Raw genomic sequence first — 13,096 nt, forward strand, 5'->3', positions numbered from 1 at the left:
TTCTCGGTCCGGGGCTCAAGAGCACGTTGCTGAGCGCTTGTCAGTTGTTGCTACGCGCTGCGGCTCGAGGCTCGAAAGTCAATGTCAGGCGGTGGCGTTGCGCGCCCGATTGCGAGCGGCGCGGCGCTTCATCGCGCGGCGCTCGTCCTCGCTGAGACCGCCCCAGACGCCGGAGTCCTGACCGGACTCGAGCGCCCACTGCAGGCACTGCTCCATGACGGGGCAGCGGCGGCAGACGGCCTTGGCTTCCTCGATCTGCAGCAGCGCAGGACCGGTGTTGCCGATGGGGAAGAAGAGTTCCGGGTCTTCCTCGCGGCAAACGGCGTTGTGACGCCAGTCCATGGCTGCTCCATCTCCTTGTATTGCGGGCAGGTTGCTTGTGAATGTGAACGCTTTCACGAATCCCCCCGTGAGGGAAGGGCGACCAGCCGGTTTCCTGGAAGGTCAGTCAGGGACTCGTGGAGGGGTTCTGGCGGTCTGTGTGGGTGCCGGGTTCTGCGGGCTGTCCCGATCGCCATGAAGAGATTCGCAAACCTCGGACGGGGATACAACCCCTTCCGGAAAGTTTTTTTTGATTCGTCGGTGTCTACTAGGTCACAGCCCTACATCGTGAGGGTGGACCGGCGTGTAAACGTTCGAGTGAAAGGACTTTAGGCCCTTCCACTCACACAATCACACGCAGTGCACGGCGTACGCCTGTGAACCGAACGCTGGTCCGCAGGCCGAGGTGGTCTCCGTCCATCTGGAACGGAAGGGGAACCTTCGAATGCAAGGTGAAGTCGGTCAGATCGTGCAGAGACACCGCGTGTTTGCCGTGCGGACCGCGCTCAGGAGTCGAGGTCAGGAGCTGTGTGGCGTAGCGGGCGACGGCCGGAGTTGACAAACGGTTGAGTGCCAATACGTCAAGCGCAGTATCGAACGACGCCTCCGGAGAGGCGTAAAGCGGACGATTGCCCAGATACGTCCACGGCGAGGTGTTGCAGACTATCGACAGCACCAGATCCGTGACGGGATCCGCGCCGGGGCGCTCCAGCGTCACCGTCCCGTGGCGCCGGTTCGGGTCGTCCCAGAACTGGCGCATCAGCTGTCGTACGTACAGGGCGTGCGTCGAACGCTTGCCGCGCTCGCGCTGCTGTTCGACCCGGCCCACCACCCCCGCGTCGAAACCGAAGCCCGCGCAGAACGTGAACCAGCGCGCCGGAACCGACTCGTCCTCCGTACCCGGGGTGCCGGCCGCCAGGCCGAGGCCCACCGTTCGCTCGCGCTGCTCCCGCAGTGCGTCCAGCAGGGCGCCGGTCGCCTCGACCGCGTCGTTGGGCAGCCCGAGCGCGCGGGCGAACACATTGGTCGAGCCACCGGGCACCACCGCCAGCCGGGGCAGCCGCTCCGGATCCGGCCCGTGGTGCAGCAGCCCGTTGACGACCTCGTTGACCGTGCCGTCGCCGCCGAGCGCCACGACGAGATCGATGCCGTTCTCGGCAGCCGTACGGCCCAGGTCCCGGGCGTGCCCCCGATACTCGGTGGTCACCGCCTCCAGCTTCATCTCGCTGGCCAGGGCATGGGTCAGGACGTCGCGCGTGCGCGCACTGGTGGTCGTCGCTGCTGGATTGGCCACGAGAAGTGCACGCATGACCGCCAGCCTACCGACCCGTTCACATGCAGCCCATACTGCCCGTCCACTCCGGGGCTGCGGGCGCGCGGCTACCCTGCTGGGGTGAGTACGAAGCCCACCCCCGCCCCGGCCCAGCCGACCGCCCCGCTGCCCCGGCGGCTCACCGCCGCCGCCGCGCTGGCCGCCCTGGAGGGCCTGGCGCTGGCCGGCCTCGGCGTCTACATGCTGTTCGTGGGCATCGCCGGCGACCCCGACTCCCCGCAGCAGGCCGAGACCGGCGGGATCACCCTGTTCGCGCTCGCCGCGCTGCCGCTGATCGCGGCCCGCGGGCTGCGCCTGGGCCGCCGCTGGAGCCGCGGGCCCGCGCTGATCACCCAGCTGATGGCGCTGCCGGTGGCGTGGACCCTCTACTCGACGGGCGGGGCGATGGTCGCCGCCGCCGTGGCGCTGGCCGTGGCCGCGGTGGCCGTCGTGGCCCTGCTGGTGAACCCGACGGCGACCGAGGCGCTGGGAATCGGGCCCGGCGAGCAGACCCGATAGCCCCGACAGGCCCGATAGCCCCCGACAGGCCCGATGGACCGTGCAGTCCGTACGGGCGCCCCGAGCCCTGCGGCCCATACGCGTACCCGTACTCCTGCTCCTACTCCTCGACCAGGAGCTTCTCGCGCAGCTGGGCCAGGGTGCGGGCCAGCAGGCGGGAGACGTGCATCTGCGAGATGCCGACCTCCTGCGCGATCTGCGACTGGGTCATGTTGCCGAAGAACCGCAGCAGCAGGATCCGCTTCTCCCGCGGAGGCAGCCCCTCCAGCAGCGGCTTGAGCGACTCGCGGTACTCGACGCCCTCCAGCGCCTCGTCCTCCGCGCCCAGCGTGTCCGCGACGGCCGGCGACTCGTCGTCGGTGTCCGGGACGTCCAGCGAGAGCGTGCTGTAGGCATTGGCCGATTCCAGCCCCTCCAGCACCTCCTCCTCGGAGATCCCGAGCCGCTCGGCGAGCTCGTGGACCGTGGGGGAGCGGCCGTGCTGCTGGGACAGCTCCGCCGTGGCCGTGGTCAGCGAGAGCCGCAGCTCCTGCAGGCGCCGCGGTACGCGCACCGCCCAGCCCTTGTCGCGGAAGTGCCGCTTGATCTCGCCGACCACCGTGGGCGTCGCGTACGTGGAGAACTCGACCCCGCGGTCCGGGTCGAACCGGTCCACCGACTTGATCAGGCCGATCGTGGCCACCTGCGTCAGGTCGTCCAGCGGCTCACCCCGGTTGCGGAACCGCCGGGCGAGGTGCTCGACCAGCGGCAGGTGCATCCGCACGAGCCGGTTGCGCAGCTCCGCCTTCTCCGCCGAGCCGTCGGGCAGCGCCCGCAGCTCGATGAACAGCGCCCGCGCCCCGCTGCGGTCGCGCGGATCGGGCAGCGCCGTGGGCACCGGCAGTACCGGCAGCGCCGGCGCCGGTTCCGGTTCCGTCTCCGGGGCCGTGGCAGCGGCCCCGGGTGGCTGTGAGGATTGTGGTTCTTCGTGCTGGTTCTCGCTCATAGGGCCCGCCCGTCGCTCCGCCGAGTCCAAAAAGCCGTCTTCCGCATCCGCGTCAGCCGGGTGCGGCCGGGCGTGCTGCTGCTCCGGGATGCCGCCGTCGACCTCATGCCGTACCCGGGGCCGATCCCCGCCCCGCACCGGGATCTCCCCGCTGCTCACGCCGGGCCTGGACCCGCGCCGCGCTGTTTGTAGAGGCTGATGCTCACCGTCTTGTCCTCCTCGACGGTCGACTCGACCTTGCCGGCCAGCGCCGACAGGACGGTCCAGGCGAACGTGTCGCGCTCGGGCGCACGCCCGTCCGTGGTCGGCGCCGAGACGGTCACCTCGAGCGAGTCGTCGACCAGCCGGAACACGCAGCTGAGGACGGAGCCCGGCACGGCCTGCTGAAGCAGGATCGCGCAGGCCTCGTCCACCGCGATGCGGAGGTCCTCGATCTCGTCGAGGGTGAAGTCCAAACGTGCCGCGAGGCCGGCCGTGGCCGTCCGCAGCACCGACAGGTAGGCACCCGCAGCGGGCAGCCGGACTTCCACGAAGTCCTGGGTCCCGGGCTCGCCTGCGATCTGGGACACCCTCACCTCCAAGGTGGTACGAGCTCTGTTCGCCGGTGACGCTACCGCGATCCGGGCGATCGTGTCGCGGCACCCCTCATGACGCCCGTTCCAGACACCCCCACCCACGGCCCGTGACTGATGGTAAGCCTATGGGTACGCACAGTGGCTAGGGGTCTGCGGGGCCAAATCAGGGGAACCGGCGGAGGGTTGACCTACCCCGCTTCAGACGATCGAACCGTCGACAAAACACCACCGCCACGTCTCGCCCGGCTCGAAGCTTCGCATGATCGGATGGCCGGTGCTCTGATAGTGCGCCGTGGCGTGCCGGTGCGGCGAGGAGTCGCAGCACGCGACGTACCCGCACCCCAGGCACATGCGCAACTGCACGGGATGGCTTCCGATCGCCTGACATTCAGGGCAGGTCAGGGCAGTCGGGACAGGCTCGGGGCGCGGCAGTTCGGGAACGTGGGTGCACTCGCTCATGATGGCCAGCGTACTGACGTGCGGGCGCCGCAGGACGAATGCCGATCAGCGACGACGAGCGAGGGTGGATCTTCGATGGAGGTATTGCCGCTGGTGGCGCTGGTGGCGGTCAGCGCGGTCGTCGCGGGGGCCGCCCGCTGGACCCGGGTGCCCGCGCCCCTGCTGCTGGTCGCCGCCGGGCTGCTGGCCTCGTACGTCCCGGGCGTGCCCTCGTACGCCCTCGACCCGCACATCGTGCTGCCGCTTCTGCTCCCGCCGTTGCTGTACACGGCCGCGGTGGACAGCTCGTACCTGGACCTGCGGGCGAACGTACGGCCCGTCGCGCTGCTGTCGGTGGGGTACGTGCTCTTCGCGACGCTCGCCGTGGGGTACGCGGCGTACCTGGTGGTGCCGGGGCTGTCGCTGCCGGTGGCGCTGGTGCTGGGCGCGGTGATCGCGCCGCCCGACGCGGTGGCCGCGACGGCGATCGCCCGCAAGCTGGGGCTGCCGAACCGGATCACGACCATCCTGCAGGGTGAGTCGCTGGTGAACGACGCCACCGCGATCACCGCGTACAAGGTGGCACTGGCTGCGGCGATCGGGGTCAGCGCCGGCTGGGCGGGCGGGATCGCGGAGTTCCTGCTGGCCTCGGTGGGGGGCGTGGGGGTGGGCCTGGTGCTGATGGTGCCGATCCACCACCTGCGCAAGCGGCTGCGGGAGCCGCTGCTCCAGAACACGCTGTCGCTGCTGATCCCGTTCGTGGCGTACGCGGCGGCCGAGCGGGTGCACGCCTCGGGCGTGCTCGCGGTGGTCGTGGTGGCGCTGTACCTCGGGCACCGCAACTGGCAGGTCGACTTCGCGACCCGGCTCCAGGAGGAGGCGGTGTGGAAGATGGTCGCCTTCATCCTGGAGTCGGTGGTCTTCATGCTGATCGGCCTCCAGCTGCCGGTGGTCCTGAAGGGGCTCGAGGAGTACGAGGGCTGGCACGCGGCCTGGTACGCGCTGGCGGTGTTCCTGGCGGTGGTGGTGGCCCGCTTCGTGTGGGTGTTCCCGGCGACCTTCGTGCCGCGGCTGTCGGAGCGGATCCGGAACCGGGAGCCGGACACCACCTGGAAGGCGCCGGTGATCGTGGGCTGGGCCGGGATGCGGGGGGTGGTCTCGCTGGCGATCGCCTTCTCGGTGCCGATGAGCGTGCCGCACCGGAACCTGATCCTCTTCCTGACCTTCACGACGGTGATCGGCACGCTGGTGGTGCAGGGCCTGACGCTGCCGCCGCTGATCCGGCTGCTGCGACTGCCGCCGCGGGACCTGCAGGCGGAGACGCTGGCGGAGGCGCAGGCCCAGAGCGAGGCCTCGCGGTCGGCGGAGGACCGGCTGGCGGAGCTGCTGGCGGAGCCGGAGAACGCGCTGCCGCCGCCGCTGGCGGAGCGGCTGCGTACGGTCATGGAACGGCGGCGCAACGCGGTGTGGGAGCGGCTGGGGGAGGTCAACCCGGTCACCGGCGAATCGGCGGACGACGTCTACCGGCGCCTCGCGCGGGAGATGATCGCGGCCGAACGCGAGGTGTTCGTGACCCTCCGGGACCACCGCCGGATCGACGACGAGATGCTCCGGGGACTGCTCCGCAGACTGGACCTGGAGGAAGCCGCGGCCTACCGCGAGGAAGCGGCCTGACCGCGCACCACCAGCCCCGCCGGCGTTCGGGGCGCGGGGGTCCGGGGCGCAGCCCAAGGAACCGGGGGAAGGGCGGGGCGGGGAGAGGCTGCGTGCAGCGGGAGCAGCTTGCGGCGGGCTACGGACGGCCGGTCACGACGGCGGTCAGGGCCGTGCCCGGGGGAAAGGTGCCCGACTCCGTCAGGGCTGCCAGGGCCCAGAGCAGCTTGGCCACATAGATCCGCTCCACCGCAAACCCGTGCCGCTCCTCGAAATCCGCGGCGAACGCCTCCAGCAGCGCCGGTACCCGCGCGTACCCCCCGTGGTGGAAGCCCTCCGCCAGGCTCCAGACCCCGGTCGGCGCCCCGAAGCACGCCTCTTGGAGGGAACGTATCTCCGCCCCCAGGAAATCACCCGCCAGGACCGGCACGCCCAGCGCCCGCTGCCCCGGCCCCAGCCCTGCAGTCAGCCCGGCCAGGGTGCCGCCCGTACCGCAGGCCACCGCAACCACGTCGGACATGCCCCGCAGCTCCCGCCCGAGCTCCGCACACCCCTGCAGGGCGAGGGCGTTGCTGCCGCCCTCGGGGACGACGTACGAGCCGGCCGCGCCGGCCCCCGCCAGCAGCCGGGCCAGCACCTCGGGCTCGGCCTTGCGGCGGTACTCCGAGCGCGTGGCGAAGTGCAGCCGCATCCCGTCCGCAGCGCACCGGGCCAGCGAGTCGTTGAGGGGCCGGCCGGCGAGCTCGTCGCCGCGGACGATCCCGATGGTCGGCATCCCCAGCAGCCGCCCGGCCGCCGCGGTGGCCCGCAGGTGGTTCGAGTACGCCCCGCCGAAGGTCACCACCCCGGGGAAGCCCCCCTCGACGGCGGCCCGCAGGTTCGGCGCGAGCTTGCGCCACTTGTTGCCGGGCAGCTCGGGATGCACGAGGTCGTCGCGCTTCAGCAGCAGCCGCACCCCGTACTGCCCGAACCGCTCGTCGTGTACCTCCAGCAGCGGGGAGGGCGGCCGGGGCTGTAGGACGACGGCGAGGTCGGAGGAGCGGTTCACCCACCCATTGTCCGCCGCCCGCCGCCCGCCGCCCGCCGCCCGCCGCCCGCCGGCCCACGGTCGCACCGGCGGGTTCCTGCCCGCAGGGCGCGGGCAGGGGCGACAGGGTGCCGGTCGTGGGGCGGCTGTTCCAGCGGCTACTGCAGGCGTTCGCCGACGCGGGCGCGGAACGCGTCCATCGTGAAGCCCCTGGGGTCGGACTTGCCGGGCTGCCATTCGAGGTGGCCGATCACCGAGCGTTCGGTCCAGCCGTGGACCCGGCAGACCGCCGCCGCCGCACGGGCCATGGCGGCGAGTTGGACCTCCGGCCAGGGGTCCTTGCCGTCGCCGAGGTTCTCGCACTCGAAGCCGTAGAAGTGCCGGTTGCCGTCGGTGTCCGCGCGGCGGTCCGGCGGGAGCCGCCTTTCCGCGATCACCGCCGCCAGGACGTCGGAGTCGCCCGCGCCGGCGTGGTTGGCGCGGCCGTAGCCGACCAGGTGGACCCGGCCGTCCTTGGTGATCACGCCGTGGCAGAGCGGTCCCGGGAGGTCGTCGTGGCCGTCGCGGCAGAGCTCGACGGTGAACTTCGTGCCGTGCGTGACGGTGTGGTGGATCATCACCCCGTTCACCGGGCCCCACGGGCCCTTGTGGTTGCGGTTGTGGGTGCGCCAGGCGCCGACTTCGACGACGGTCAGACCCTCGTTCCGCAGTGCGCCGATGAACCGGTCCGCGGACATGGGTGCGGACATGGCCGCCTCCTCTCCGGGTGCGCGGCGGTCACCTTCCGTGTCCACCTCGTTGCTCTCCGGTGTAGTGGAGGCCGTCCCTCCGGGCTAGTGCCTTCGTACAGTGAGCGAGCCGATCCGGACACTCCTCCCGACCGGCCCACCCGTCACGGAGTTACGCAGAGGCCTCGGCAGGGGCAGAGGTCGACGCCAGCCACAGGTCCGGGCCGAACACCTCGTAGTGGATGTCCGCGGCGGGCACCCCCTTGGCCAGCAGCTGTGCGCGGACGGACCGCATGAAGGGGAGCGGCCCGCACAGGTACGCCGTGGTGCCCGGGGCCACCGGGACGTCCGACAGGTCGAGGCGGCCTTCGCCGTCGCCCGGCTCGGCGCCGGCCTCGTACCAGAAGCGGGCCGAGGCGTCGGGCAGCTTGTGCGTCAGCGCCCGGTGGTCGCCGCGCAGAGCGTGGTCGGCGGGGGAGCGGTCGGCGTGCAGGACGGTCACCGGGGCCGGGTGCCCGGTTTCGGCGAGGTGGGCCAGCATCGACAGCATCGGCGTGCAGCCGATCCCGGCCGAGGCGAGCAGGACCGGGGCCGCGGAGTCGCGCAGGACCAGGTCGCCGTACGGGGCCGAGACCCGCAGGGTGTCGCCGGTCGCGATCCGGGTGTGGAGGTGGTTGGAGACCTCGCCGTCGGGCCCGGTGGCGGCCGGGCCGTGGACCCGCTTGACGGTGATCGAGCGGACCGGCGCGGCGGGCGCGCCGGAGAGGCTGTACTGGCGTATCTGGCGGGCCCCGTCGGGCAGTTCGACCTGGACCGAGACGTATTGGCCGGGCTTGGGGGCGGGGGCCGGGGAGCCGTCCGCCGGGGTCAGGTGGAAGGTGGTGCAGTCGGCGGTCTCCTCGACGCGGGCGGCGACCGTCCAGGTGCGCCAGACGTCGCCGGCGAGGACCTGCTGCTCGGCGTAGAGCCGCTCCTCGATGGCGATCAGGGCGTTGGCCATCAGCCAGTAGACCTCGTCCCAGGCCTCGGCCACCTCGGGGGTGACCGCCTCGCCGAGGACCTCGGCGATCGCCGCGAAGAGGTGGCGGTGGACGACCGGGTACTGCTCGCGGGTGACGCCGAGGGAGGCGTGCTTGTGCGCGATGCGGTGCAGCATCACGTCGGGGCCGGTGTCCGGGTGGGCGACGAGGTGGGTCGCGAAGGCCGCGACGGATCCGGCGAGGGCCTGCTTCTGGAGGCCGGCGTTCTGGTTGCCGCGGTTGAACAGGTCGCGCAGCAGCTCGGGGTGGGCCGCGAACAGCTTCGCGTAGAAGAGTTCTGCGATGTCGCCGATGGCCGCGCCGACGGCGGGCAGGGTGGCGCGTACGGTCTCGGTCGACTTCTCGGACAGCATCCGGAGCTCCTGTAGGTCGTTCTCGTTGAATTGGTATTTGAGATACGTATTTACTGATGCGGGTACACCCGTTCGGGCCGTTGGCGACCCGTGGCGGAAACCGGCCATTCCGGCCCTCGGGTCAGGGGGTGTCGGTCCGCCCCGGCGGGCCGCCCGCGATGCCCAGCAGCAGCGGGCCGGTGGGCGCCGCGACCAGGTCGTTCACCGTCAGCGGGTCCAGTGCGGCGAAGAAGGCCTCCTGGGCCCGGCGCAGCGCGCCCCGCAGGACGCAGGCCCCGCGCAGCGGGCAGGGGGTGGCGCCGTCGCAGTCCACGACGTCGCCCGCACCCTCCAGCTCGCGGACCACGCCCCCCACCGATGCGGCCAGTCCGGCAGTGGTCAGGGCGAGCCCGCCGCCGCGTCCGCGCCGCGCCTCGACCAGGCCGAGGTGCTGCAGCCTGGCGACAACTTTCGCCGTGTGCGTGTACGGGACTTCCATCGTCGCCGCCACGTCGCGCGTGGTCGGGAGGTCCGCCTCGGCCACGGCCAGGCGCATCAGGACGCGCAGCGCGAGGTCGGTGAATCGGGTCAGCCGCATGGCCACACCCTAGAAAACTCGCATCTTGTATGCAAATTAAGCGGCTGCGGCTGCGGACGCGGTCCGAGGGGCCGGATGGCCGGAACCGGTGGGATGGGAGAAGCCTCGAGTGAAGGAGATGAACTCCAAAGGGTGCCCACGCCCTGACGGAGTAGTCCCACCCTTTTGTGTAATGGTCCCACCACGTTCCGTAGTGGAAGGCTGCATCCCGCAGATCCATGGAGTGATCGAAAGGGAAATACATGTCGGTCCAGGCAGGTTCCGAACCCGAGGTCCAGACACCGCAGCGGAGTCTTGCGACATCGGCCGCGCGGAACTTGGCAACCACGACCAAGTCCGCCCCGCAGATGCAGGAGATCACCTCGCGGTGGCTCCTGAAGATGCTCCCGTGGGTGTCCGTCCAGGGCGGCACGTACCGGGTGAACCGGCGGCTGAGCTACTCGGTCGGCGACGGACGCGTGGAGTTCATCAAGACCGGGACCCAGGTCCAGGTCATCCCGGCCGAGCTCGGCGAGCTCCCGCTGCTGCGCACCTACGAGGACCTGGACGTGCTCTCCGAGCTCGCCCAGCGGTGCCGGCAGGTCGACTTCGAGGCCGGCCAGGAGCTGACCTCCTTCGGGAGCGCCTCCGACCAGGTGTTCCTGCTCGCCCATGGACGCATCGACCAGGTCGGCCCCGGCCCCTACGGCGAGGACGCGGTCCTGCGGACCGTCGCGGACGGCGCCTACTTCGGCGAGGACTCACTGGTCGACGAGGAGGCGATCTGGGAGTACACCGCCCGCGCCGTCACCTCCGGCACCGCGCTCGTCCTGTCCCGCCAGGACTTCCAGCTCCTCGCCGACCGGGTCGACTCGCTGCGCGCGCACGTGGAGGCCCAGCGGTCCCTGCCGGCCCAGCGCACCAACAAGTACGGCGAGGCCGCGATCGACCTCTCCGCCGGCCACCACGGCGAGGCCGTCCTGCCCGGCACCTTCGTCGACTACGAGGCCAAGCCGCGCGAGTACGAACTCTCCATTGCACAAACGGTCCTGCGGGTGCACACGCGCGTCGCCGACCTCTACAACCAGCCGATGAACCAGACCGAGCAGCAGTTGCGGCTCACGGTCGAGGCGCTGCGCGAGCGCCAGGAGCACGAGATGCTCAACAACCGCGACTTCGGCCTGCTCCACAACGCCGACTACGACCAGCGCATCCAGCCGCACGACGGCGGGCCCAGCCCCGACGACATGGACCAGCTGCTCAGCATGCGCCGCGGCTCCAAGCTGTTCCTCGCCCACCCCAAGGCCATCGCCGCCTTCGGCCGCGAGTGCAACAAGCGGGGCCTGTACCCGGAGTCGATCGACGTCGACGGGCACCGGGTGCCGTCCTGGCGCGGGGTGCCGATCTTCCCGTCCAACAAGATCCCGATCAGCGACGCCCGCACCACGTCCATCCTCTGCATGCGCACCGGCGAGGACGAGTCCGGCGTCATCGGCCTCCACCAGCCGGGGATCCCGGACGAGATCGAGCCGAGCATGTCGGTGCGATTCATGGGGATCAGCGAACAGGCGATCATCTCGTACCTGGTCACGGCCTACTTCTCCGCCGCGGTGCTCGTGCCGGACGCGCTCGGCATCCTGGAGAACGTCGAGATCGCCCGCTGGCGCTGAGCGGCCGGCCGAGCACGACGACCCGGGATCGGGGGACACGCCATGGGCACCACTGAGGCGATCACGACCGGCGAGGGGCAGGAGGCCGCGGCCCTGCTGGAGCGGACAAGAGAAACGGTCAACCCGGAGCTGCGCCGCACGGTCGAGAACCTCCCGGGGTCGATGCGGCGCGTGGCGATGTACCACTTCGGCTGGGAGCACGCGGACGGCACCCCGGCCGCGGGCAACGCGGGCAAGGCCATCCGCCCCGCCCTCGTGCTCGCCGCGGCCCAGGCCCTGCGGGGCCCGGACACCAAGACGGCCGAAGTCGCCGTACGGGCGGCGGTGGCCGTGGAGCTCGCACACAACTTCACGCTGCTGCACGACGACGTCATCGACAAGGACACGAAGCGCCGCGGCAGGCCCACGGCCTGGACCGTCTTCGGGATACCGGACGCGATCATCACCGGCGACGCCATGATGGCGCTCGCGCTGCGGCTGCTGGCGGAGGATCCGCACCCCGCCTCGGCCCAGGCCTCGGCGCGGCTCGCGGCCTGCGTCATCGAGCTGTGCGCCGGCCAGCAGGCGGACTGCGCTTTCGAGCAGCGGCCCTACGTCTCGCTCGACGAGTGCCTGACCATGGCGACAGCCAAGACGGGGGCCCTGCTGGGCTGCGCCTGTGCGCTCGGCGCGCTCTACGCCGGCGCCGGACAGGACGAGGTCGACGCGATGGACGCCTTCGGGCGGGAGGCCGGGCTGGCCTTCCAGCTGATCGACGACCTGATCGGCATCTGGGGGGATCCGGGGCACACCGGCAAACCGGCCGGGGCCGATCTGATCGCCCGCAAGAAGTCCCTCCCGGTCGTGGCCGCCCTCACCTCGGGCACCGCGGCGGGGGAGGAACTGGCGGCCCTGTACGCGGGCCCCATGGCCGAGGAGGACGTACGGAGGGCCGCCGACGCGGTGGACCGGGCCGGCGGGCGCGACTGGGCGCAGGCCCATGCCGCGGACCGGATGGGCCGGGCGGTGCAGCTGCTGTCCCGCGCCGTGCCGGACCTCGGGGCGGCGGGCGGGCTGCTGGCCCTGGCGGAGTTCGTCACCCGGCGGACCCGGTGAGCCCGTAGCGCGGCGGGGGCCGGACCCGAGCCCCGTACGCAGGCCCGGACCCGAGCCCCGTGCGCAAGCCCTGTTCCGGCACTGCATCCTGCCGGAACAGGGCTTTCCGGTGTTCCGGCGCCAACTCTAGGATCGCCCGCGGCAGTTGAAACGTGAGCGAAGGGTGTGACCAGTGGCGCTGGAGATACGTCAGGCGGATCAGTCGGACCGGGACGCGGTGGCGCGGCTGCTCGACGAGGCCTTCCGCACCGACCCGGTGAGCAGCTGGGTCTTCCCGGATCCGGAGCACCGGGCCGCGGTGCACGGAAGGTTCCTGGGCGTCTTCGTGGACGTGGCGCTGGCCGAGGGCCGGATCGACTACGCGGTGGACGGCTCGGCAGCGGCGCTGTGGCTGCGGATCCCGGCCGGCGAGCCGGAGGGGGAAGCCGCCGAGGACGACGTCCCGGCGAGGATGCGTGCGGTCGCCGATCCCGACAACGAGAGGTGCGAGCTGGTCGGCCGGCTGACGGGCGCGGTGCACCCGACCGCCGAGGAGCACGAGTACCTGCTGATGATCGCGGTCGCCCCGGGCCGGCAGGGCGAGGGGCTCGGGACCGAGCTGATGCGGCCGGTGCTCGAGCGCTGCGACCGCGAGGGCGTGCCGGCGTACCTGGAGGCGAGCAGCGAGCGCAGCAAGGGGCTGTACGAGCGGCTCGGCTGGGAGTTCACGGGCGAGGCGGTGGAGCTGCCGGAGGGGCCGCTGATGTGGCCGATGTGGCGCAAGCCGCAGGGGACGGCGTCGTCCCCTGCGCGCTGATCACTGCGGGCGCAGCACTTTCGCAAGC

General features: G+C 71.6%; 14 protein-coding genes. 5 read left to right on the forward strand and 9 right to left on the reverse strand.

Translation table 11 applies throughout. From position 1 onward, the window contains the following. Nucleotides 1–84: 84 nt before the first annotated feature. Nucleotides 85–342, reverse strand: a complete 258-nt coding sequence (locus IF09_RS0101985) for a WhiB family transcriptional regulator (protein WP_004937597.1) — start codon at nucleotides 340–342, stop codon at nucleotides 85–87. A 322-nt stretch (nucleotides 343–664) separates the two neighbouring features. After that, nucleotides 665–1,630 (reverse strand): diacylglycerol/lipid kinase family protein, encoded by a 966-nt coding sequence (locus IF09_RS0101990; RefSeq protein WP_030291311.1) that lies wholly within the window; start codon nucleotides 1,628–1,630, stop codon nucleotides 665–667. 84 nt (nucleotides 1,631–1,714) lie between these two features. Here IF09_RS0101990 and IF09_RS0101995 point away from each other — a divergent pair, with 84 nt between their 5' ends. After that, entirely contained in the window at nucleotides 1,715–2,152 is a 438-nt protein-coding gene (locus IF09_RS0101995; protein WP_030291312.1) for a hypothetical protein, read from the forward strand. Nucleotides 2,153–2,252: 100 nt separating this feature from the next. Here IF09_RS0101995 and IF09_RS0102000 read toward each other — a convergent pair whose 3' ends face one another. From IF09_RS0102000 to IF09_RS0102010, 3 genes are all read right to left on the reverse strand, one after another. Further along, nucleotides 2,253–3,275, reverse strand: coding sequence for a SigB/SigF/SigG family RNA polymerase sigma factor (locus tag IF09_RS0102000; protein ID WP_418953009.1), 1,023 nt, complete (start codon nucleotides 3,273–3,275; stop codon nucleotides 2,253–2,255). 17 nt (nucleotides 3,276–3,292) lie between these two features. Then, on the reverse strand, nucleotides 3,293–3,706 hold the full coding sequence (locus IF09_RS0102005; RefSeq protein WP_030291315.1) for an anti-sigma regulatory factor: 414 nt from the start codon (nucleotides 3,704–3,706) through the stop codon (nucleotides 3,293–3,295). A 204-nt stretch (nucleotides 3,707–3,910) separates the two neighbouring features. Then, nucleotides 3,911–4,171 carry a UBP-type zinc finger domain-containing protein gene (locus IF09_RS0102010; protein ID WP_030291317.1) on the reverse strand — a complete coding sequence of 87 codons (261 nt, stop codon included), beginning with the start codon at nucleotides 4,169–4,171 and terminating at the stop codon, nucleotides 3,911–3,913. A 75-nt stretch (nucleotides 4,172–4,246) separates the two neighbouring features. On the opposite strand from IF09_RS0102010, the gene IF09_RS0102015 reads away from it, so the two are divergent. Further along, complete coding sequence (locus tag IF09_RS0102015) at nucleotides 4,247–5,824, forward strand: Na+/H+ antiporter (RefSeq protein ID WP_030291318.1); 1,578 nt, start codon at nucleotides 4,247–4,249, stop codon at nucleotides 5,822–5,824. A 118-nt stretch (nucleotides 5,825–5,942) separates the two neighbouring features. Here IF09_RS0102015 and IF09_RS0102020 read toward each other — a convergent pair whose 3' ends face one another. The 4 genes from IF09_RS0102020 to IF09_RS0102035 form a co-directional block, all read right to left on the reverse strand. Next, nucleotides 5,943–6,851 (reverse strand): 1-aminocyclopropane-1-carboxylate deaminase/D-cysteine desulfhydrase, encoded by a 909-nt coding sequence (locus IF09_RS0102020; RefSeq protein WP_030291320.1) that lies wholly within the window; start codon nucleotides 6,849–6,851, stop codon nucleotides 5,943–5,945. A 137-nt stretch (nucleotides 6,852–6,988) separates the two neighbouring features. Continuing rightward, nucleotides 6,989–7,579: an N-acetylmuramoyl-L-alanine amidase gene (locus tag IF09_RS0102025; RefSeq protein WP_030291322.1), complete on the reverse strand. Its 591-nt coding sequence runs from the start codon at nucleotides 7,577–7,579 to the stop codon at nucleotides 6,989–6,991. 151 nt (nucleotides 7,580–7,730) lie between these two features. Next, entirely contained in the window at nucleotides 7,731–8,951 is a 1,221-nt protein-coding gene (locus tag IF09_RS0102030; RefSeq protein WP_030291323.1) for a globin domain-containing protein, read from the reverse strand. 121 nt (nucleotides 8,952–9,072) lie between these two features. Beyond that, on the reverse strand, nucleotides 9,073–9,528 hold the full coding sequence (locus IF09_RS0102035; RefSeq protein WP_030291325.1) for an RrF2 family transcriptional regulator: 456 nt from the start codon (nucleotides 9,526–9,528) through the stop codon (nucleotides 9,073–9,075). Nucleotides 9,529–9,770: 242 nt separating this feature from the next. Between IF09_RS0102035 and IF09_RS0102040 the strand changes: the two genes are divergently transcribed. The 3 genes from IF09_RS0102040 to IF09_RS0102050 all read left to right on the forward strand — a co-directional run bounded on the left by IF09_RS0102040 (nucleotide 9,771) and on the right by IF09_RS0102050 (nucleotide 13,068). Next, the gene (locus IF09_RS0102040; RefSeq protein ID WP_030291326.1) at nucleotides 9,771–11,177 is read left to right on the forward strand and encodes a family 2B encapsulin nanocompartment shell protein; all 1,407 of its coding nucleotides are present in this window, start codon (nucleotides 9,771–9,773) and stop codon (nucleotides 11,175–11,177) included. Nucleotides 11,178–11,219: 42 nt separating this feature from the next. Then, nucleotides 11,220–12,272, forward strand: coding sequence for a family 2 encapsulin nanocompartment cargo protein polyprenyl transferase (locus IF09_RS0102045; protein WP_030291328.1), 1,053 nt, complete (start codon nucleotides 11,220–11,222; stop codon nucleotides 12,270–12,272). Nucleotides 12,273–12,444: 172 nt separating this feature from the next. Then, the gene (locus IF09_RS0102050; RefSeq protein WP_030291329.1) at nucleotides 12,445–13,068 is read left to right on the forward strand and encodes a GNAT family N-acetyltransferase; all 624 of its coding nucleotides are present in this window, start codon (nucleotides 12,445–12,447) and stop codon (nucleotides 13,066–13,068) included. The last annotated feature ends 28 nt before the right edge of the window (nucleotides 13,069–13,096 follow it).

Source organism: Streptomyces katrae (genome assembly GCF_000717655.1).
In the GTDB taxonomy this organism is placed as follows: domain Bacteria; phylum Actinomycetota; class Actinomycetes; order Streptomycetales; family Streptomycetaceae; genus Streptomyces; species Streptomyces katrae_B.

What these genes read in the sequence shown, in the direction of transcription:
- IF09_RS0101985 (WP_004937597.1), bottom strand. Translation starts at nt 342, where the DNA reads ATGGACTGGCGTCACAACGCCGTTTGCCGCGAGGAAGACCCGGAACTC.
- IF09_RS0101990 (WP_030291311.1), bottom strand. Translation starts at nt 1,630, where the DNA reads ATGCGTGCACTTCTCGTGGCCAATCCAGCAGCGACGACCACCAGTGCG.
- IF09_RS0102010 (WP_030291317.1), bottom strand. Translation starts at nt 4,171, where the DNA reads ATGAGCGAGTGCACCCACGTTCCCGAACTGCCGCGCCCCGAGCCTGTC.
- IF09_RS0102015 (WP_030291318.1), top strand. Translation starts at nt 4,247, where the DNA reads ATGGAGGTATTGCCGCTGGTGGCGCTGGTGGCGGTCAGCGCGGTCGTC.
- IF09_RS0102025 (WP_030291322.1), bottom strand. Translation starts at nt 7,579, where the DNA reads ATGTCCGCACCCATGTCCGCGGACCGGTTCATCGGCGCACTGCGGAAC.
- IF09_RS0102030 (WP_030291323.1), bottom strand. Translation starts at nt 8,951, where the DNA reads ATGCTGTCCGAGAAGTCGACCGAGACCGTACGCGCCACCCTGCCCGCC.
- IF09_RS0102035 (WP_030291325.1), bottom strand. Translation starts at nt 9,528, where the DNA reads ATGCGGCTGACCCGATTCACCGACCTCGCGCTGCGCGTCCTGATGCGC.
- IF09_RS0102040 (WP_030291326.1), top strand. Translation starts at nt 9,771, where the DNA reads ATGTCGGTCCAGGCAGGTTCCGAACCCGAGGTCCAGACACCGCAGCGG.
- IF09_RS0102045 (WP_030291328.1), top strand. Translation starts at nt 11,220, where the DNA reads ATGGGCACCACTGAGGCGATCACGACCGGCGAGGGGCAGGAGGCCGCG.